The following is a 19,154-nucleotide window of genomic DNA, read 5'->3' on the forward strand; positions in this document are numbered from 1 at the left end:
CTCCAGGACGCGGTACGCCATAGCATAGACCAATGGCGCCTTGCCGGGCGCGCGGCTGGCCGGCGGCGCCGTGTCATCCGCACCGCGATTTGTGCCGTTCGTCGCAAATTTCTCCCCAATCGAGATGTTGCACAATAGAATACACTGATCAACTACTCAAGGAAACCGCCATGCGTCCTCTGTTCCTGTTGTCCGTCCTGTCCCTCGCCTGCCTCTCCACCCTCGCGCATGCCGACGAGCAAACCCGCACGGTAGCCGCCTTCAACGCCATCGACATCCGCGGCCCCATCAGCATCGAAGTGGAATCGGGCAAGGAGCAAAGCCTGCTGCTGCGCGGCGACCAGAAATTCCTCAGCGGCGTGATCACGGAAGTGGTCGATGGCGAGCTGAAAATTTCCATGAAGGACAAGGACATCAAGAAGACCGAGGGCGACCCGCGGGTCATCATCACCATGCCCACCTTGCGCAAGCTGATCGCGGAAGGCGCGGGCGAAAAGATCCTCACCAAGCTCAATGGTCCAAGAGTCGACATCAGCTACAAGGGCGCGGGCCGCCTGGCCGCCGATGGCCAGGTCGACTGGCTGCGCCTGAAGGCGCAAGGCGTGGGCGAAGTCGATACGAAAGCCTTGCTGGCGAAAAACGTCGATGTGAATTTCGAAGGCATCGGCTCCGTCAAGGTGTATTCCTCGGGCGAGCTGAACGCCGTGGTGCGCGGCATGGGCGAACTGACCTACTACGGCAAGCCGAAGATCGTGCACAAGTCGGTCGCCGGCATCGGCAGCGTCAATGCCGCCAAATAAGATTTCCTAGAACAACAAGGCCATCAGGCCACTGGAGACCGCATGACCGCAACACATGATACCGAAGCGCCGCTGGTGCTGCGCGAGGACGAGGGCGGCCTCGTCACCCTGCGGCTGAACCGCCCCCTGCAATTCAATGCCCTGTCGGTAGCCATGCTGGCCGCGCTGCAGGAAGCGTTCGATGCCATCGCGCAGCAGCCGCGCGTGCGCTGCGTGGTGCTGGCCGCCGAAGGCAAGGCTTTTTGCGCGGGCCACGATTTGCGCCAGATGCAGGCCACGCGCCAGCTTGCGTATTATCAAACCCTGTTCGCGCAATGCTCGCGCGTGATGCAAGCCATTCAAACCTTGCCCGTGCCTGTGATTGCCCGCGTGCACGGCATCGCCACGGCGGCCGGCTGCCAGCTGGTGGCCAGCTGCGACCTGGCCGTGGCGGGCGCATCGGCCCGCTTTGCCGTCTCCGGCATCAACGTGGGCCTGTTCTGCGCCACGCCATCGGTGGCCCTGTCGCGCAATGTGTCGCCCAAGCGGGCCTTCGACATGCTGGTGACGGGCCGTTTCATCGACGCCGACACGGCCGCCGACTGGGGCTTGATCAATGAGACGGTGGCCGACGCGGCGCTCGACGAGGCCGTGGCGCGCCTGGCGCGGCAGATCATGGCGAAAAGCCCGACGGCTATCCGCTACGGCAAGGCCATGTTCTACCGGCAGCGCCAGCTGTCGCTGGACGACGCGTATGCGTATGCGGGCGACGTGATGGCGCGCAATATGATGGAAGAGGATGCGGACGAAGGCGTCACCGCCTTCCTGGAAAAACGGCCGCCCAGCTGGGCGGCCGTCAAGTAGCTTAACGTTCCTGCTTCATCTGCTGCTGGACGGAAAGACTCAAGGTACCCAGGTCTTCCTTGCCCAGCATCGGCAATTGCGCCAGCAGGTTGGCCAGGGCCGAGCTGCCCGTCACGTCCAGCTCGGATGACTGCACCAGCACCGTGCCGGCGCCCGTGAAGTCGATCTGCTTTTCCTCGCCCGACAAGGTAAAGCCCGTGAGCGCGCCGGCGGCCGAGGCCCAGCCTTGCACGTGGGCATAATCGTAGTGGTAGGAAGGGCTGGGGCAATCGGCCCAGCCCAGCACGGCCTGCTCGTCCACGCGGCACGGCAATTCCAGGAAATGCACGGGGCCGTTCGACGAGGCGATCACCTTGCCGGTGCCTATCATGGTCAGATAGCCGGGCAAGGTCGATTCCTGGCAAATCACATCCTTCGTAAAACCCAGCAGGTTTTTCGCGCGGATGGTCATGTTGGCGTTGTCCAGGTCGTAGCAGGCCAGGTCGTTGCCGTTGTCGCCCAGGATCAACTGGCCCTGCCCTTGCGCGACGACAAAGTGGTGGATGTATTTCGGCGCATTGAAGGCATTGCGCACGATCAAGTCGAGCACGCTGCTGCCCATGGCTTCGAAGCGCAGCTCGCCATAGAAGGCGATCATCTTGCCCTTGCGAATGAAGATCTGTTCCTTGACGTCGATGACATACGAAAAACGGTTCAGGTTATCGTTCTTCGGCAAGGTATCGGGAGTGTAAATCGTCATGGCTTACCTTTCGCTCGCTTGGATGTAGACCGTGCCCTGGCCCGTGAACTTCACCTGGTACGATTCGCCGGACGCCTGGCCGACAAAGGTTTTCCAGTTCAAGTCCGTGACGATGGTCGAGCTCAGCTGCCCCGTGTGGCCGATATACGCTTGCGGGTCGACAAACACGGGCACGTCCGGCGTGACGGGCAAGCCGATGGCGTTGCCGTCGGACAAAATCGCCACATCGCCCGTGCCTTGCAAGGTGGTGGTAAACAAGCCCTGGCCCGAGGCCATGCCGCGCACCACGCCCTGCACGCCGCCCTGGTTGCCGAGGAACATGGTGCCGGCCGTCAGGCGCGCATCGAAGGCCAGCAGGGAATCGCTTTCCACGTAAAACGTTTCGCCGCGCACGGGGACGATGGTGACGAACAGGCCGCCCTGCGCGTAAAACACGCTGCCCGTGCCACGCGCCGACATCATGGCGTAGCCTTCGTTCGTGACGGCGCGCATGGCCAGGCTTTGCACGCCCTGGCCCGCCAGGAAGGAGCGGCTGAACGCCACGTCGCCCTGGTACGACACCATGGCGCCCTTGCGCGCGAACACTTCTTCATTGCCGAGTTTGACCTCAAGCATCTTTTCATTGATCTGCTGATAGACAGGCATCGCGGGTCCTCGCTAACTTAACGTTCGGCGGGCTGGATGAACACCACGCCCTGGCCTGTGAATTTGTGCTGGTACGATTCGCCCGAGCTCTGGCCGATCATCGTGCGCCAGTTGACGTCGAAGACGAATTCCTGGCGGATGTCGCCCTTGAAGCCGACGAAGGCGTCCGGATCCACGCGCAGCGGATGCGCGGGCGTCACTTCCAGCATGATCAGGTTGCCGCGCGAAATGACGGCCAGGTTGCCGTTGCCTTCGACGGTGGTGGAAAACAGACCCTGGCCCGAGCTGGCGCCGCGCAGGCCCGCAAAGCTGGTGCCCGTCTTCAGGCTCGTGTCGTAGGCCAGCAGGCTGCTGCTTTCGATGGTCAGCTTTTCGCCGGCCAGGGCCATGACGGTGATCTCGGCCGCATTCTGCGCGAAAAACACCGTGCCCGTGCCAGAGGCCTGCATCACCTGCATGCCTTCGTTCGTCACCTTGCGCTTGAGCGCGCCGAAGAGGCCCTCGCCGCCGAGCAGGGACTTTTCAAATTTGATGGCGCCCGTATAGGCGACCATGGCGCCGGCAATCGCCAGCACTTTTTCATCCTGCAGGCGCACTTCCAGCAGGCGGTCGGTATTGGTGCGGAAACTGGTCACGCGCGACTCCCCAAGAATGCCAGGCCACAAAGCCTTGGCTAGCCGACAAGATACCGGGGGCGTTACCGCCATGCAAGTGCTATTCCTCCCGAACGGGGGTCTCCGTTAAAAAAAAGGCGTGCCCGGAGGCACGCCTTGCGCTGACATCTGCAACGGTTTACTCGGCCAGCACCGGCTTGGCACCGCGCGCGTTCTGGAACAGCGGCACGGGATCATTGGTATTGACCTCGACCACCGTCACGCCCTGCACCACGCCAGCTACCTGGTAGCCGACGGCGCCCAGGTGGCGCTTGCCTTCGGCCAGGTTGGACCAGCTCAGCGAGACAGACGCCGTGCCGCCCATGAAAGCCGTGCCCGGCATCAACGCCTTGAAGCTGCCGTTGTTCAAGCCCGGCGCCAGCACCCACGACGACAAGGCGTAGTCGGCCTGGCCGTTTTGCGGCGCAAAACCGATCATGCACACCTTGTAGGTACCGGCGGCGGGCAGGCGCAGTTCCACCTGCTCATTGGAACTTTCATTGCCGCTGCTGCCGACCAGCACATTGGCGGCGTTGTAGACCTCCATGTCCAGGTCGGTATTCGCGCCGCCCGTCGTTTCCGAGTCGTAGGTGGCAAAGCGCGCCGCCAGGGTGCCGGCCGGGATCACCACATTGTGCACGTTCACGCCCGTGGCGCCACCGGCCTTGCAGGCAGCCGATGCGGCAGCGCCCGTCACCGCCTGGCCGATCGTGCGCGTCTGGCGCACGGCTTCGACGAGACCCGACTTGACGCCGACCAGCGCGCCCGTGAAGCCCGTGCCCAGGGTCAGCACCTTGCTGCCCGTGGCCGCTTCGCTGCTGACCAGCGCAATGGCGGCCAGCGACGTGCCGCGCGCCGTCAGCGGGCTGCGCACCGTGTGCGTGCCATCCGTCCAGCTCAGGGCGCCGTAGGTCCAGGTATTGGCCGGCGCCGTGGTGCGCGTCAGCTTGACCTGATACTGGCCCTTGGCGCCCGGCGCCAGGCTCAGACTCGTTGGCGTCACCGCCACCGTGTAGCCGGGCAGGCTGGCCGAGACGTTATAGACGGCGCTGCTGGCGCCCACGTTGGTCACCGTGCGCGTCAGCACTTGCGTGCCCAGCACATTGGCCGCCGTCAGCGACGCCAGGTTCAGGTTGTAGGCAGGAATGGTGCCGACGGCCTGGCACGTGGCGGGACTGTAGACCTTCAGGTTCAGGCCGCACAGGAAGCGCGCATAGTCGATTTCCGACACGTCGTACACGAGGCCGGGATCGGCCGCGCTGTTCGGCGCGATGTGGCCGGCGCCCTGGCCCCATGGCAGCTGGCCCGAGTTCTTCGCCGTGGCATCCCATGACACGGAACCGTTCAAGCCATCGGGATACGTGCTGAAGGCCGTCGTCATCAGCGCCGACTTGATGGCCGCGGGCGACCAGCTCGGATGCTGCTGCTTGAGCAGCGCCGCCACGCCGGCCACGTGCGGGCTGGCCATCGACGTGCCGGAATAGAAATCCCACTCGGCCACTGGCGCCACGCCACCGGCCGCCACGGCATCGCGCTGCGCCGGGGTCAGGTCGGCCGTCACGCCGGCGAGGATGTTGGTGCCGGGCGCCGAGAGATCCGGTTTCAGGATGTTCGCGTTGGCCACGTTCGGTCCGCGCGAGGAACGGTCGCTGACGATCGGCGCCTGCACCGTCGTGTCGGGGATGGTATGGATTTCGCCCAATGCCGCCGTGCCGTCCGGAGTGGACGCCATGAAAGCCTTCAGCGCGTCGCCCTGCGCCTGCGCCAGGTGCACGGTCGACAGCGTGTGCGCCTGGTTGATGATGGTGTTGGCGCCGCCAGCCACGTTGGCGATGACCACGCCCGCCGCGCCCGCCGTCCTGGCATTCGCGCTCTTGTTGACCAGCACGTTGCCGCCACGGTCGCACACGAGTATCTTGCCCGCCACTTTCGCCGGGTCCAGATAAGCGGACGTGGCATCGGCCCCGCCGAAGCAGCGCAGCAGATTGAGGTCCGTCGGCGGCACGCCGGCCAGGCCCGCATCGCGCGAGCGGATCAGCGGCAGGGCCGGCGTCTTCGCATTGCTCGACGCGCCTTCCAGCCTGGTGCCGTTGCTGAGGATGACATTGCCCGCGTACAGGCGGTTGTGGGTGGAATTGGCGACCGTCGCCAGCCAGGGGCTGATGTGCGAGACGGGCGCCGGCACGTCGGGCGCCGGCGTGGATGGACCGGAATTGCCGCCGGACGTGGCGACGAACACGCCGGCCGCCGCCGCGCCGAGGAAGGCGACTTCCGTCGGCTCGTCGAAGGCGCCGCCGCCCGCGTTCGGGCCGATGGAGAAGTTGATGACGTTGACGCCATCCTTGACGGCCTGGTCGATGGCGGCCACGCTGTCGGCCGTGGCGCAACCGTTGCGGCCCGTCGATGCGGCCGTCCAGCACACTTTATAGGCGGCGATGCGGGCGCGCGGCGCCATGCCCGATGCCTTGCCCAGCGACACGCCGTTCGAGGTGGCCAAGGCGCCATTGTTGCCGCCGGCCGTGGACGCCGTATGCGTGCCATGGCCGCCGTGCCCCGTCAGGCCGGCGACGGAATCGCGCGGCGAACGGAATTCCGTCCAGTGCAGCGCCGACGTGGAGGCACGGTAGTAGCGCGCGCCGATCAGTTTGTTGTTGCAATTCTCGGCGCCAAAGCCTTCGCCCGTCTGGCAAGTGCCCTGCCAGCTGGCCGGCGGCGCGCCGTACACGACGTTGCCGCCGCTGTGGCTGGGCACGCCGTTCTCGTCGAGGCGGTCGGCAAAGGCCGTGTTCTCGGGCCAGATGCCGCTGTCGACGATGCCGATGATGATGTCTTCGCCCGCGTGCGCCTTGCCGCCCAGCTGCTCCCACAGGCCGCCCGGCTTGTCCAGGCCCAGGAAGGTCGGCGTGTAGCTGGTGTCGAGCTGCAGGATGGAGTCGGCGCTGATGCTGGCCACGCCGCTGTTTTTCTTCAGGGCCCGCACTTCATCGTCCGTCAGCAAGGCGGAAAAGCCGTTGAAGACGACGCTGTACTGGTGCGTGATTTCCGCCGCGCTGACGGTGCCGGCCACGGCGGCCTGCTTGGTGTCGAGATAGCTCAAATAGGCCTGCACATCGGCGGCGCCCACGTTGATGCGTGCGCCCGGGGCCGGCTTGGTGGCGGCCAGGCCGTCGACCTGGCCCGTGTAGGTGGCGGCCGGCTTGTCGACCAGCTGCACGATGTAGGAACGGCGTTCCTGCGCCTGCGCCGCTTGCGCCAGGCTGGCGGCCAGCAGGAGGATCGCGAGTGAAACGGGACGTAATTTCATCTCATGCTCCTTGCACGGTGAACGCGGCGAACTTGCCAGCGCGGCGGCGCGACAGCATGCCGATGGCGCCCAGGCCGGCCAGCAGCAGCATGTAGGTCGACGGCTCCGGCACGGCGCTGATGTTGATATTGTCGAGCGCAAACTGGCCCTGGTTAAAGGCGGGGAAATCGATGGAATTGCTGCACGCGCCCGTATCGTTGAAGATACACGCGTTGAAGGTCAGGCCCGTAAACGCATAGTTGCTGAAGCCGCCAAGCAGGGAAGCGCCCTGGAAATGGTAGTTGCCATCGCTGCCCTGGCCAGGGAACGCCAGCGAGGTGCTGACCACCTGGCCGTTGCTGAGGGTGCCGCTCAGCTGCAGCTGGCCCCACTGCATGTTGGGCAAGCCGGAGACGGGGGCGATGAAGGAATAGTCGAAACCGGCCAGGCTGAACGCCTGGTGGTCGGCACGCGCGAAATTCACGCCGCCATCGTTGAGGATGGCCAGGTAGTTGCCGGTGCCGCCCTGCGGACAGGCGGCGATATCGCACGACGAACCCGCGCGCCCATCGAGGATGGCGCCCACGCCGCTGACGCCGCCGCCGGCCGCCGTGGTCGGGTCGGCCAGGAACAGCAGGTTGTAGCTCGACGTATTGAGCGTCTGGCCGCTTTCATACACGTCGGGACGCAAATTATCGAAGGTCAGGACATCGGCCATGGCCGGCGCCGAGGCCAGCACGGACAAGGTGGCCAGCGCGGCCAGGATGGTGGCGCGACCGCGGGTAGCGGGCGGATGGGCAGTGGCGGGCGATACCCGCGCATGTGATGGACGATTCATTCTATTCCCTTGTTTGTTGTGGATAGATAGGTCGGCAGGTCTGGCGCCCGCTTTCAGCTTTTTCACAAAAGTGTCAACAAATATAGCAAATCGCATAAAACAAATAACATATTTTTAATATCATTTATTTATTTTTTATCTAGCTCTGCGATACTTTGTTTTGTTTTATCTATGAAAGCTTGAGCAATCTCAACGTTACATTGGAACAACAATGCCTCACACTGCAGACGTGTGCGCCAGCATGCCGGCGCGACTTCAGATAAGCTCGAAAACCGCGCCCGCCGCGACATAGCACCACCCGTCACATCGCGGTACACCTGTTCCATCCTGGAACACTTGTCTCTCCCCTGCGCGCCCGGCCACAGCCCCTGCGCCGATGGCATGAAGCTTGCACAACGAAGAGATCGACCGTGCACAGGGAGCTGCATCATGGAACACTACCAACTGGCCGGCAACGGCCGCTCAGGCACGCGGCCGGCCCGGCGCCTCCTCGTGTGCAGCGCGCTGGCGCTGGCTTTTTTCCTGCTGGCCGCCAGACTGGACCTGGCCGAACGGCTGACCTACGCGCTGTGGCGCCACGAGCACTGGCAACTCGATGAACTGGCCCTGAGCCTGCTGTTGCTGACGCTGGCCCTGGCCGGCTTTGCCGTGCGGCGCGGGCGCCAGGTGGCGCTGCTGCTGGCGCAAAACCGCGCCCTCACGCAGCGCCTGCTGCGCGCGCAGGAAGAGGAGCGCTGCGCGCTGGCACGCGAGCTGCACGATGAAGTGGGACAAGACTGCACGGCCATCCGCGCCGCCGCCAGCTACATCCTGCGCGCGCGCGATGGCGACCAGGCGCATGTGCAGGCGTGCGCGGCCAGCATCGCCCGCTCGTCGGAAGCGCTGCATGCGATGGTGCGCACCATGCTGCGCCGGCTGCGCCCGCCCGTGCTCGACAGCCTGGGCCTGGCGCCGGCCCTGCAGGCGCTGTGCGACAGCTGGTCCCAGCAGCACGGCATCGCCTGCCATTTCGCGCCGCACGCCGTCCCCGCCAGCCTCGACGACAGCACCGCCACCGCCATCTACCGCCTGGTGCAGGAAGGCTTGACGAACGTGGCGCGCCACGCGGGCGCCGACCGTGCCACGGTGGAATTGCGCGCCGATGCGCACGGCGTGCTGCACCTGGCCATCGAAGACAATGGCCAGGGTTTATGCCCGGATAAAACGCTGGCAGATGGCTTCGGCATACTGGGCATGCGCGAGCGCGTGGCCGGCCTGCGCGGCCATATCCGCTGGATCAGCGCGCTGGGCAACGGCTTGCGCATCGAAGTGGCGATGCCGCTGGCGGCCGGTGCGGCATGAACGCGGCCATGACCCCGATCCGCGTGATGCTGGTCGACGACCACCCGGTGGTGCGCACCGGTTACCGGCGCCTGCTGGAACAGGGTGGCGACATCGCCGTCGTGGCCGAGGCGGGCAATGGCGAAACGGCGTATGGTTTGCACCTGGAGCACGCGCCCGACGTCTGCGTGACGGATTTGTCCATGCCCGGCATCGGCGGCCTGGAATTGCTGCGCAAGCTGATCGTCCGCGATGCCGGCGCCCGCGTGCTCGTGTTCAGCATGCACGACACGCCGCAGCTGATCGCCCGCGCGCTCGACGGCGGCGCCTGCGGCTTCGTCAGCAAGCAGGCCGACCCGGCACACCTGGTCGATGCCGTGCGCGCCGCCCACGCGGGCCGGCGCTACCTGGACCCGCACAGCGCACCGGGCGTGCTGCAAGGCACGGCCCGCATGGAAGCGCAGCGCTTGAGCAGCCTGAGCCAACGCGAATTCGAAATCTTCCGCCTGCTGGCCGAAGGCCGCAGCGCCGCCGACTGCGCCCGCCTGCTGCACCTGAGCAGCAAGACGGTGGCCAACCACCAGACCTGCATCAAGGAAAAGCTCGACGTGCCCGGCCCCGCCGCCCTCGTCCACTTGGCCTTGCGCAATGGCGTCATCGAGCACGTCCACCCTTAAAACACGTAGCGCAAGCCCACATTCACGCTGCGCGGGGCGCCGGCCGCATAGAAGGTCGCGTTGACCATCGGATACTCGCCGTTCACGGCCGGCAGCGGCCGGGCACTAAAATTGCCGTTGGCGTCGAAACCCGTCGCGCCCAGCTGGGCCGCCGTCGCATAGTGTCGGTCGAACAGGTTGTTGACCTGGGCGAACACGCTCAGCTGCCGTGTCAGCTGGTATTTGCCGTTGAGCTCGACCACGGCGTAGCCGCCGCTCTTGCCCGCGCCCAGGTACGCTGGTCCGCCCGCCTGGTGCGCATTGTTTTCATTGCCGCGCGCATAGGAACTCGACACGGCCGTCATGGCCAGGCCCACCGTCCAGTCGCGTCCGCCCTGAACCTCCACGTGCGCCTTCAGGATATGGCTCGGTGTGAGCGGAATCCGGTTGCCCGGCGTGATGGCGATATTGCCTTCCAGGCCGGGCGCCTCCGCGTCGCTGCTGCTGTTGGCGCTGCCGTTGACGGTTTCCCGGCTTTGATACGTCGCCTGCAGCCACGTGTAGTTGACGCCGAAGTCCAGCACGCCCGCCTTGCCGCCCGCCGCCAGCTCCACGCCCTGGTGGCGCGTCTTGCCGAAATTCTTGAAGTAGCCGAAACCGGCCTGGTTGTCGGCCACGAACAGGATATCGTCGTGATTTTCCGCGCGGAACACGCCCGCGCTCCAGCGCGCCACCTCGCCCCACTGGCCGCGCATGCCCGCTTCCCACGTCTTCGTCAGCACCTGTTTCAAGGGCGGGTCGCCGGCCATGGCGTTGGGCAGGCGGCAAGGGTTGTCCGGGTCGGCGCAGCCGAGTTCGATGGCCGTCGGCGTGCGGCTGCCTTCGTTGTAGCCGAGATAGGCGCTGATGCCTGCGGCCGGTGCGTAGGCCAGGCCGATGGCGGGATTGAAGCGGCTGAAACGGTGGTCGCCGTCGAGCGAGCCGCTGCCGCCGCCGGGCGTGATGGCGTCGCGGTTGCGCACGGTGCTGCGGTTGTAGCGGCCGGAAACGGTCAGGGTCAAGTCTTGATTGAACGCGATGCTGTCGCTCACATACACGCTCCACGTGCGCATGCGCCCGCTCAAGTCGACCCGGTTGTCGACCGGTATGCCGTCGTCGTCGATCTGCGTGCCGTCGGCAAAGAAGTCGACGGGCGTGATGCCGCGGTCCGGGTTCAGGTAGCCGAACTGGCTCGTCTGGCGAAACGTGGCGCGGCTGGCATCGAAGGCGGCGCCGGCGGTGACGGCGTGGCGCGCGCCCGCCACGTCGGCCAGCGCGGTGAACTGGCCTGAAAAACCATAGTTTTCCTGCTGCGTATGGCTGCGGTTGATCATGCCATTGCATTTTTCGGCCGGCTCGTCATTCAACAGCACGTTGGCTATGCAGCGCCATTTCGGGAAAGGCGTATTGCCGGCATTCGCCCCGCTGACGGGAAAACCCGTGTAGCCGGCCGCCGCCAGGGCCGCGCGCTCGGCCGCGCCGGGCTGGTAGACGGACTGGTCGAGCGACTCGTCGTTCAGGTCGCCGTTGTAGGTGTGCGTGTCGATCTTGCGGTAGTAGACATTGCCGGACAAGAGCAAGGCGGCGCCGGCCTGGTGCTTGCCCGTCAGGTTCAGCAGGGTCGACCTGTTTTCCGTCAGGTCAGGCTTGGTGTAGACGCTGCGGTAGTCGCGCGCCAGCATGCGCTGTTCCTGCAAGCCATTGCCCGTCAGCGCATTGTCCGCGTGGGCGAGCGTGACGGCGATATCGGTGCGCGCATCGCTCCAGCCCAGCTTGCCAAACACCTGGCGCACGTCGGATGGCGAATCGTCACGCCAGCCCACTTCCTTGTAGCGGTTGCCCGTCACATACCAGTGCCAGCCCTGCGCATTGCTGCCGCCATGCTCGACCTCGACGCCGCGACGTTGATCGGAACCCAGGCGCGCCTCGACGGCGGTGCCGGGATGGCTGCGACCATCCTTGGTCTGCAGGGCCAGCGCGCCGCCCAGGGTATTCAAGCCGAACAGGGGGTTCGAGCCGGGCATCAAGGTCAGCGATTTGATCGCCATGCGCGGGATCAAGTCCCAGCTGACGACGTCGCCAAACGGCTGGTTCAGCCGCATGCCGTCCAGGTACACGGACAGTCCCTGCGGCGTGCCCAGCAGCGGCGAGGCCGTATAGCCGCGGTAGCTGACGTCGGGCTGGAACGGGTTGTTCTGCACTTCGTTCACGTAGACGCTGCCCAGGTTGCGGCGCAGGAAGGCGGAAATATCGAGCGCGCCGCTGGAGGCGATCTGCTGCGCGCTGGCCGTCTGCACGGGCGCGGCCAAGGCATCGCGCGGCTGCTCCACGGTGGGCAGCGGCATGCTGCCCGTGATGATGACGGTGGGCAAGTCGCCCGAGGCGGCCAGGTTCGCGGCCAAGCTGGCGGCAGCAGGTTCGGCAGCCTGCGCCTGGCACAGCGCCATGGCGGCGGCGGCCAATAAAGTCAGTTTCATGCGGGTCCCCGTTTTTTATCATGGTTTTTATGTCTGCCCAGTATCGGACAGCCACCATCGATGAACTAGGGAAAAACTCCCGCCGTGCGGGCAGGCTATCGCTGCAAGGGCAAGTAGCTCTGCTTGAGCTGGCGCAGTACGAAACTCGATTTGCTGTGGCGGATGCCGGGGATTTTGTATAAACGCTCGCGCAGCAGCCGTTCATAGTCGCGCGTGTCGCTGACGGCGATGCGCAGGTAGTAGTCGTAGTCGCCGGAGACGAGGAACGCTTCGAGCACTTCCGGGATCATGGCCAGCGCGTGGCCGAACTCGAACAGGGCCTGGTCGGAATGGTCGTCCAAGGTCACTTGCACGATGACGGTGTCGGCCAGCCCCACCTTGGCCGCGTTGACGTTCACCGTGTAGCCTTCGATGACGCCATCGTCCTCCATGCGCTTGATGCGCGCCCAGCACGGCGACGAGGTCAGGCCCACCTTGGCGCTCAGTTCGTGCAGGCTGATGCGGGCATCCTGCTGCAGGGCCGTCAGGATGGCGAGGTCGAATTTGTCGAGCTTCATTTTGCGATTTCCCATGTTTGCAGCAAATTTTGCTGATCAAGTCATTCTATACGAGAAAACCAGCAGCCTTTTCTGCCGGGGCAAGCAGAAAATAGACCTATGAAACCCGATCCCGCGCCCCTCCTCGCTCCCGCCCATGATCTTGCGCCGCGCAACGGCGCCAGTACCCTGATCGACACCCTGCTGGCGCTCGGCGTCGACACCGTCTTCGGCTACCCGGGCGGCGCCGTGCTGCCCCTGTACGATGCGCTGCACGCGCAGCCGCGTTTGCGCCACGTGCTCGTGCGCCACGAACAGGCGGCCGTGCATGCGGCCGAAGGGTATGCGCGCAGCACGGGCCGGCCCGGCGTCGTCTTCGTCACCTCCGGCCCCGGCATGAGCAATACCACCACGGGCTTGCTCGACGCCCTGTGCGATTCGATTCCCGTCATCTGCATCAGCGGCCAGGTGGCCACCACCAGCATCGGCACGAACGCCTTCCAGGAATGCGACGCGCTGGGCATCTCGCGCCCCGTCACCAAGTGGAACCGGCAAATCCGCACGGCCGACGAGACGGCGGCCGTCGTGCACGAAGCGTACGTGCAAGCCACGCAGGGCCGGCCCGGCCCCGTGCTGATCGACTTTCCCAAGGATATGCAGCTGGCGCCCGTTGCGGACAACACGCCGCTGCCATCCGCCGCCGCATTGGCCGCGTCCCTACCCGACGCGGCCGATATCGAGCAGGCCGCCAGCCTGATCGCCAACGCGCGGCAGCCCGTGTTCTATGGCGGCGGGGGCCTCATCAATTCCGGCCTCGATGCCTGCGCCGCTTTCCAGCAGCTGGTGAAACTGGCCGCCGCGCCATGCACTCTGACCCTGCTGGGACTGGGCGCCTTTCCCGCCTCGCACCCTGCCTTCCTCGGCATGCTGGGCATGCACGGCACCCTGGAAGCGAACCTGGCCATGCACCATGCCGACCTGATCGTCTGCGTCGGCGCCCGCTTCGACGACCGGGTGACTGGCAGGCTGGACGCCTTCTGCCCCGGAGCGAAAATCATCCACGTCGATATCGACCCGGCATCGATCGGCAAGGTGGTGCGCGCCGACGTGGCCCTGCGCGGCGATTGCGCGCCCGTGCTGGCCGCCCTGCTGGCGCAGTTGCGCGGGCGCCTGCTGGCGGACCGTCAGCCGTGGTGGCAGCGCATCGACGGCTGGCGCGCGCAGGACAGCCTGACGTTCGACGACACGCCGGACGTGATCGCGCCGCAGGCGCTGATGCGCCGGCTGCAGGCGGCCCTGGACGGACAGGACGCCATCGTGTCCACCGACGTGGGCCAGCACCAGATGTGGGCCGCGCAGCATATGCGCTTCGAGCAGCCGCGCCGCTGGCTCACCTCGGGCGGCGCCGGCACCATGGGTTATGGCTTGCCGGCCGCCATCGGCGCGCAGATCGCCCATCCGGGCAAGCGCGTCGTGTGCGTCAGCGGCGACGCGTCGATTTTGATGAATATCCAGGAACTGGCCACGGCCGTGCAGCACCGTCTGCCCGTGAAAGTGGTGCTGTCGAACAATGGCTACATGGGCATGGTGCGCCAGTGGCAGGAACTCATCCATGGCGGGCGCTACAGCCACAGCTACACGGAAGCGCTGCCCGATTTCGTCGCCCTGGCCCGCGCGTTCGGCTGGCAGGCGCAGACGGTGAGCCGGCGCGACGAGCTCGACGCGGCGCTGGCGGCCTGCCTGGCATCCGACGGCCCGTACTTCCTCGACGTGCGCGTGCATGGCGCAGAAAATTGTTTCCCCATGATGGCGCCCGGCGCGGGACACCATGAAGTGACCCTATCCAAGGGCAAGGTGTACAGCGAGCGGTAGGTCGGCATCACCACCGGCCGCGCCAACCATGTTGCCGGATTACGCCCATATCCTATAGATCCAATAACTTTCATCTTCGCGGCTGGCGCGTGCCAGTTCGGTGGGGCTCAGGCCGGTGATGGCGCGCACTTCGCGGCACAGGTGGGCCTGGTCGGCGTAGCCGCCCTCGGCGGCGATATCGGTCCATGAAGCATTGCCTTGCAGCATGGCCTCGCGTGCGTCGAGAAACGACTGTTCCGCGCGGCGCATGCGGCGCAGGGTGCGCATGGGCTGGCCGGCCCAGGCCTTGATGCGGCGCTCGATGTTGCGCGCGCCACTGGCCAGGCCCGTCGAGGCCGCCTGTACGCCCAGGCGGCGCACCCAGTCCTGGATGGCGCCGGTGGGATGGTCGCCGCTCTTGCGCGCCAGCGCCCAGCGCGGCGCCAGGAATGCTTCCACCAGCGCGATGCGCGCTGCATCGTCGGGCGCGGCCAGCACGGCGTCGGACAAGGCCAGCCAGTCGGCGTCGAACAGCGGTTCCAGCGGACGCACCTGGTCGAACAGGGCCGCCATGTCGATGCCCGTCAGCGCGTGCAGGGCGGCCGGATACAGCATCACCATGAACGAGTGCACGGGGCCGGGGTTGTAGCTGACCAGCGGATAGCCGCGCGGCCCGCTGAACAGGGCGGGCGGCATGCGCACGTGCAGCAGGTCGGGGCCGGGCCCGGCCGCCTCGACGTCGCCCGCGACCGTCCACAGCAGGCAGCACATGGGCGTGGCGGGAAAGCGGTTCAGGCGCTGCGCGGGCGGCAGCGGCGCGCAATGCGTGGTGTCGCGCACGAGGAAGGCGCGCACGCAGGAAGCGAGCGCGGTGCGCGGCGCGATCAAACGGGTCAGGGGCGTGGGGGCGGCAGGCATGGCGACGATTGTACCGGCAATTTTTGGCCGCGCGCGATGTCGTATTCGTTCAAGACGCGCGCCCGCAAGCGCGCTAGAGTCTAGCCATCGTTCCCACAGGAGCTTTCCATGCCGCCACTCGACCACGCCGCCGCACCCGCCGCCACCCTGCGCCAGATCCGCCAGTTGCCGGGGCCATTCGCCTTGCCCATCATCGGCAACGCCATGCAAGTGCGGCTGCCGCGCATCCACCGCGACGTGGAAGGCTGGGTACGCCGCTATGGACCTTTCATGCGTGCCTGGTTCGGCCGCACTCTGGTACTGGTGGTGGCCGACAGCGAGGCGGTGGCCGCCGTGCTGCGCGACCGTCCCGATGGTTTCCGCCGCCCCCTCAGCAGCTACATCGTCTCGGAGGAAATGGGCGGCAATCCCGGCGTCTTCCTGGCCGAAGGCAGCGAATGGCGCAACCAGCGCCGCATGGTGATGGCCGGCATGGCGCCGGGCGCCATCAAGGCGTATTTTCCGAAACTGGTGACGGTGGCGCAGCGCTTGCAGCGGCGCTGGCAGCATGCCGCCACGCAAGGCCAGCCCATTGCCCTCGATGGCGACCTGAAGCGCTACACGGTCGACATCATCGCCGGCCTGGCCTTCGGCACGGAAGTCAACACGCTCGAATCGGGCGAGGACGTGATCCAGCGCCACCTGGACGCCATCCTGCCAGCCGTGGCGCGGCGCAGCCTGTCGATGCTGCCGTACTGGCGCTACGTCAAGCTGCCCGTCGACCGGCGCCTGGACCGCGACGTGGCGGCGCTGGACGTGGCCGTGGCGCAACTGGTGCGGCAGGCGCGCGAACGCATGGAACAAGACCCCGCGCGGCGCGTGCGCCCGCCCAACCTGCTCGAAGCCATGATCGCCGCCGCCGACGAACCCGGCAGCGGCGTGAACGACCGCGCCGTGGCCGGCAATGTGCTGACCATGCTGCTGGCCGGCGAAGACACGACGGCCAACACGATTTCCTGGATCATCTACCTGTTGCAGCGCCATCCGCACAGCCTGGCCAAGGCGCGCGAGGAAGTGCGGCGCCTGGCACCCGACGTGGCGCAGTTCAGCGTGGCGCAAATGGATAGCCTCGACTACCTGGGCGCCTGCGCCAGCGAAGCCATGCGCTTGAAACCCGTAGCGCCCTACATTCCGCTCGAAGCGCTGCGCGACACGGTGGTGGGCGACGTGGCCGTGCCCGCCGGCAGCATGCTGTGGTGCGTGATGCGCCACGACAGCGTGTCCGATGCACACTTTCCCGATGCACAGGCTTTCCAGCCCGAACGCTGGCTGGAAGGCGGCGAGGAGAACAACAAGCGCACCGCCATGCCTTTCGGCGCCGGCTTGCGCACGTGCCCGGGCCGCTACCTGGCCTTGTTGGAAATCAAGATCGCCATGGCCATGCTGCTGGGCAGCTTCGACATCGCCGGCGTCGACACGCCCGATGGCGGCGAAGCGCAGGAACTGATGGGTTTTGTGATGTCGCCCATCGGCCTGACGATGCGCTTGGCGCCACCGCGGTGATACCATGGGGGAAGTCCCATACATTCGACCTTCCCATGACTATCCGCCTGGAATCGCCGCAACAAGCCGACGTGCAAACCCTGATCGCCGAGCTTGACGCCTACCAACAGACCCTGTATCCGGCCGAGTGCGTCTATTCGCTGGACCTGGCGTGCGTGCCGCCTGATACCCTGCTGTTTGCCGTCGCCCGCGATGCGGCAGGCGCGGCGCGGGCCTGCGGCGCCATCGTCGTCACGCCCGATTTCGGCGAGGTCAAGCGCATGTACGTGCACCCGGACAGCCGCGGCCTGGGCCTGGCCAAGCGCCTGCTGGCCCTGCTGGAAGAGCAGGCGCTGGCGCGCGGCTGCCGCTTGCTGACATTAGAGACGGGCATCCACCAGCCCGAAGCCATCGCCCTGTACGCGCGCCACGGCTACCAGCGGCGCGGGCCATACGGCGACTATCCTGACGATCCATTCAGTGTTTTTATGGAAAAACCGCTGCAGGTGGCCGCATGAACGCGCCCGCCGACAGCCTGTTTGACATCCGCGCGCGCCTGCGCGCCTTTGCCGACGAGCGCGACTGGGACCAGTTCCACACGCCGAAAAACCTGGCCATGGCCCTGTCCGTCGAAGTGGCGGAACTGGCCGAGCACTACCAGTGGCTGCCCACGGGCGCGGATGCCGAGCTGGACGAGGTCAAACGCACGGGCATCCGCCACGAACTGGCCGACGTGCTGATGTATCTGGTGCGCCTGGCCGACAAGAGCGGCGTCGACCTGCACGCGGCCGTGCTGGAAAAAATGGAACTCAATGCGCAGAAATACCCGGCGCGGCAGGTGCGCGGCGATGCGCGCAAATATAGCGAATATTGATAGGCCCACCCGTGCGTGGCTGCCGCGTAAAAAAGCGTAGCATCAAGCCATGCGCATCCCTATTCCCCTGCTGCTTGCCTGCCTGCTCCCTGGCCCGGTTGCCCTCGCGCAAACCGCGCCCGTGCCGCAGGTAAAAGTGGACGCCACGCGCGACCCCGTCGATAAATCGTACCGCAAGATGCTGCAGGGCGTGGACCGTTTCGAGCGCGACCGTGCGCTGGCGCCGCAAGCGAGCCTGCGCTTTCGCCTGCTGCCGCGCCAGCCCGGCGTGGACATGGCGGGCGTGCGGCTGCGCATCGCCGGCGACACCGTCAGCATCCCGTTACCATTGGCCGAAGACAACAGCTTCGCCCCCGTGCGCAATGCGCAAGCGGCGCGCGAAGACGCCGTGCTGATCGCCAACCGCAAGGCCACCACCATGAGCTGGCGCGCGCAAGTGATCACGCCCGGCTTGCCGCCCGGCACGCGGCGCCTGGGCGACCTGCGCCTGGAATGCCGCGCCGGCATGGATTCCGGGTTGATCTCGAACGACCCGCAAATCATCGCTTGGCTGTCCAGCATGCTCTACAGCACGGACAAAGTCTGCTCGCAGCCGGACGGCAACTATTTGTTCTTCACGGACCGTCCCCTGTTCGGCGTCACCCTCGTGCATGGCGAGCGCCGCCTGGCGTTACCGTTCAGGATGCTGTACGCGGGCGGCGAGCAGACGCCCGCCTCGCTGCCCTATTGCGACTGCCAGGTCTTGCTTGACCGCACGTATTACGCGCCCTTGTGGGATGCCCGCTGGCCCGACGACACCCTGCTGGAATTTACTTACATGGACGAGGTGGCGCCATGAAGTGGCTCAGTGTGTTCGTGCTGGTGCTGCTCGCCGCCTGCTCCGGCACGCGCGCCTTACAGGCAAGCAAGAACGTGCCGTACGCAACCTTGGAACAGACGGTGCAACCGGGCAGCAGCACGCGCGAACAGGTGCGCGCGGCGCTGGGCGAGAGCACGTCCATCCGTTTCGACAGCGGCAATGAAGTGTGGATGTACACCTACCCGGCCGCCTCGGGCGCGCAGGGAGAATACGTGATTCTGTTTGGCGGGGATGGGGTGGTGCGGAAGGTGCGCAGCGGAGAGGTGTACCGGGTAGCGAAGTAAATCCCGCCAGCGGTGCGC

General features: G+C 66.2%; 18 protein-coding genes. 10 read left to right on the plus strand and 8 right to left on the minus strand.

The window, feature by feature from the left end; translation table 11 throughout:
* The first annotated feature begins 170 nt into the window (after nucleotides 1-170).
* Both IGS55_RS17390 and IGS55_RS17395 read left to right on the plus strand, forming a co-directional pair.
* The gene (locus IGS55_RS17390; protein ID WP_128141199.1) at nucleotides 171-800 is read left to right on the plus strand and encodes a head GIN domain-containing protein; all 630 of its coding nucleotides are present in this window, start codon (nucleotides 171-173) and stop codon (nucleotides 798-800) included.
* A 42-nt stretch (nucleotides 801-842) separates the two neighbouring features.
* Nucleotides 843-1,643, plus strand: coding sequence for an enoyl-CoA hydratase (locus IGS55_RS17395; RefSeq protein WP_230516644.1), 801 nt, complete (start codon nucleotides 843-845; stop codon nucleotides 1,641-1,643).
* 1 nt (nucleotide 1,644) lies between these two features.
* Here the strand turns inward: IGS55_RS17395 and IGS55_RS17400 are convergent, their stop codons facing one another.
* From IGS55_RS17400 to IGS55_RS17420, 5 genes are all read right to left on the minus strand, one after another.
* Nucleotides 1,645-2,382 (minus strand): AIM24 family protein, encoded by a 738-nt coding sequence (locus IGS55_RS17400; protein ID WP_034753505.1) that lies wholly within the window; start codon nucleotides 2,380-2,382, stop codon nucleotides 1,645-1,647.
* 3 nt (nucleotides 2,383-2,385) lie between these two features.
* Nucleotides 2,386-3,027 carry an AIM24 family protein gene (locus IGS55_RS17405; protein WP_034753503.1) on the minus strand — a complete coding sequence of 214 codons (642 nt, stop codon included), beginning with the start codon at nucleotides 3,025-3,027 and terminating at the stop codon, nucleotides 2,386-2,388.
* A 17-nt stretch (nucleotides 3,028-3,044) separates the two neighbouring features.
* Complete coding sequence (locus IGS55_RS17410; RefSeq protein ID WP_181877963.1) at nucleotides 3,045-3,662, minus strand: AIM24 family protein; 618 nt, start codon at nucleotides 3,660-3,662, stop codon at nucleotides 3,045-3,047.
* Nucleotides 3,663-3,819: 157 nt separating this feature from the next.
* Complete coding sequence (locus tag IGS55_RS17415; protein WP_230516645.1) at nucleotides 3,820-6,984, minus strand: S8 family serine peptidase; 3,165 nt, start codon at nucleotides 6,982-6,984, stop codon at nucleotides 3,820-3,822.
* Nucleotide 6,985: 1 nt separating this feature from the next.
* On the minus strand, nucleotides 6,986-7,801 hold the full coding sequence (locus tag IGS55_RS17420; RefSeq protein ID WP_181877962.1) for an NF038120 family PEP-CTERM protein: 816 nt from the start codon (nucleotides 7,799-7,801) through the stop codon (nucleotides 6,986-6,988).
* A 429-nt stretch (nucleotides 7,802-8,230) separates the two neighbouring features.
* On the opposite strand from IGS55_RS17420, the gene IGS55_RS17425 reads away from it, so the two are divergent.
* On the plus strand, nucleotides 8,231-9,142 hold the full coding sequence (locus IGS55_RS17425) for a histidine kinase (protein ID WP_230516646.1): 912 nt from the start codon (nucleotides 8,231-8,233) through the stop codon (nucleotides 9,140-9,142).
* 8 nt (nucleotides 9,143-9,150) lie between these two features.
* The gene (locus IGS55_RS17430; RefSeq protein WP_230516647.1) at nucleotides 9,151-9,798 is read left to right on the plus strand and encodes a response regulator; all 648 of its coding nucleotides are present in this window, start codon (nucleotides 9,151-9,153) and stop codon (nucleotides 9,796-9,798) included.
* Here the strand turns inward: IGS55_RS17430 and IGS55_RS17435 are convergent.
* Both IGS55_RS17435 and IGS55_RS17440 read right to left on the minus strand, forming a co-directional pair.
* Nucleotides 9,795-12,293, minus strand: a complete 2,499-nt coding sequence (locus IGS55_RS17435) for a TonB-dependent receptor (protein ID WP_230516648.1) — start codon at nucleotides 12,291-12,293, stop codon at nucleotides 9,795-9,797. The two genes, IGS55_RS17430 and IGS55_RS17435, sit on opposite strands and share 4 nt — an antisense overlap.
* Nucleotides 12,294-12,388: 95 nt before the next feature.
* Complete coding sequence (locus IGS55_RS17440; protein WP_034784295.1) at nucleotides 12,389-12,850, minus strand: Lrp/AsnC family transcriptional regulator; 462 nt, start codon at nucleotides 12,848-12,850, stop codon at nucleotides 12,389-12,391.
* Between the two features lie 99 nt (nucleotides 12,851-12,949).
* On the opposite strand from IGS55_RS17440, the gene ilvB reads away from it, so the two are divergent.
* Entirely contained in the window at nucleotides 12,950-14,701 is a 1,752-nt protein-coding gene (ilvB, locus tag IGS55_RS17445) for a biosynthetic-type acetolactate synthase large subunit (protein WP_230516649.1), read from the plus strand.
* Nucleotides 14,702-14,740: 39 nt separating this feature from the next.
* Here ilvB and IGS55_RS17450 read toward each other — a convergent pair whose 3' ends face one another.
* A complete protein-coding gene (locus tag IGS55_RS17450; protein WP_230516650.1) occupies nucleotides 14,741-15,598 on the minus strand; it encodes a helix-turn-helix domain-containing protein in 858 nt (285 codons plus the stop codon).
* 108 nt (nucleotides 15,599-15,706) lie between these two features.
* On the opposite strand from IGS55_RS17450, the gene IGS55_RS17455 reads away from it, so the two are divergent.
* Genes IGS55_RS17455 through bamE form a run of 5 tightly spaced genes read left to right on the plus strand, consistent with a single transcriptional unit; the run spans nucleotide 15,707 to nucleotide 19,136 of the window.
* Complete coding sequence (locus IGS55_RS17455; protein WP_230516651.1) at nucleotides 15,707-17,140, plus strand: cytochrome P450; 1,434 nt, start codon at nucleotides 15,707-15,709, stop codon at nucleotides 17,138-17,140.
* A 35-nt stretch (nucleotides 17,141-17,175) separates the two neighbouring features.
* The gene (locus IGS55_RS17460; protein WP_230516652.1) at nucleotides 17,176-17,637 is read left to right on the plus strand and encodes a GNAT family N-acetyltransferase; all 462 of its coding nucleotides are present in this window, start codon (nucleotides 17,176-17,178) and stop codon (nucleotides 17,635-17,637) included.
* Nucleotides 17,634-17,993 (plus strand): nucleotide pyrophosphohydrolase, encoded by a 360-nt coding sequence (locus tag IGS55_RS17465; RefSeq protein ID WP_230516653.1) that lies wholly within the window; start codon nucleotides 17,634-17,636, stop codon nucleotides 17,991-17,993. Before IGS55_RS17460 ends, IGS55_RS17465 begins: the two co-directional genes overlap by 4 nt.
* 49 nt (nucleotides 17,994-18,042) lie before the next feature.
* Nucleotides 18,043-18,831 (plus strand): hypothetical protein, encoded by a 789-nt coding sequence (locus IGS55_RS17470; RefSeq protein WP_230516654.1) that lies wholly within the window; start codon nucleotides 18,043-18,045, stop codon nucleotides 18,829-18,831.
* Nucleotides 18,828-19,136, plus strand: a complete 309-nt coding sequence (gene bamE, locus IGS55_RS17475; protein WP_230516655.1) for an outer membrane protein assembly factor BamE domain-containing protein — start codon at nucleotides 18,828-18,830, stop codon at nucleotides 19,134-19,136. The genes IGS55_RS17470 and bamE overlap by 4 nt, the downstream gene beginning before the upstream one ends.
* The last annotated feature ends 18 nt before the right edge of the window (nucleotides 19,137-19,154 follow it).

This window comes from Janthinobacterium sp. EB271-G4-3-2 (assembly GCF_020858035.1).
GTDB lineage: Bacteria > Pseudomonadota > Gammaproteobacteria > Burkholderiales > Burkholderiaceae_D > Janthinobacterium > Janthinobacterium aestuarii.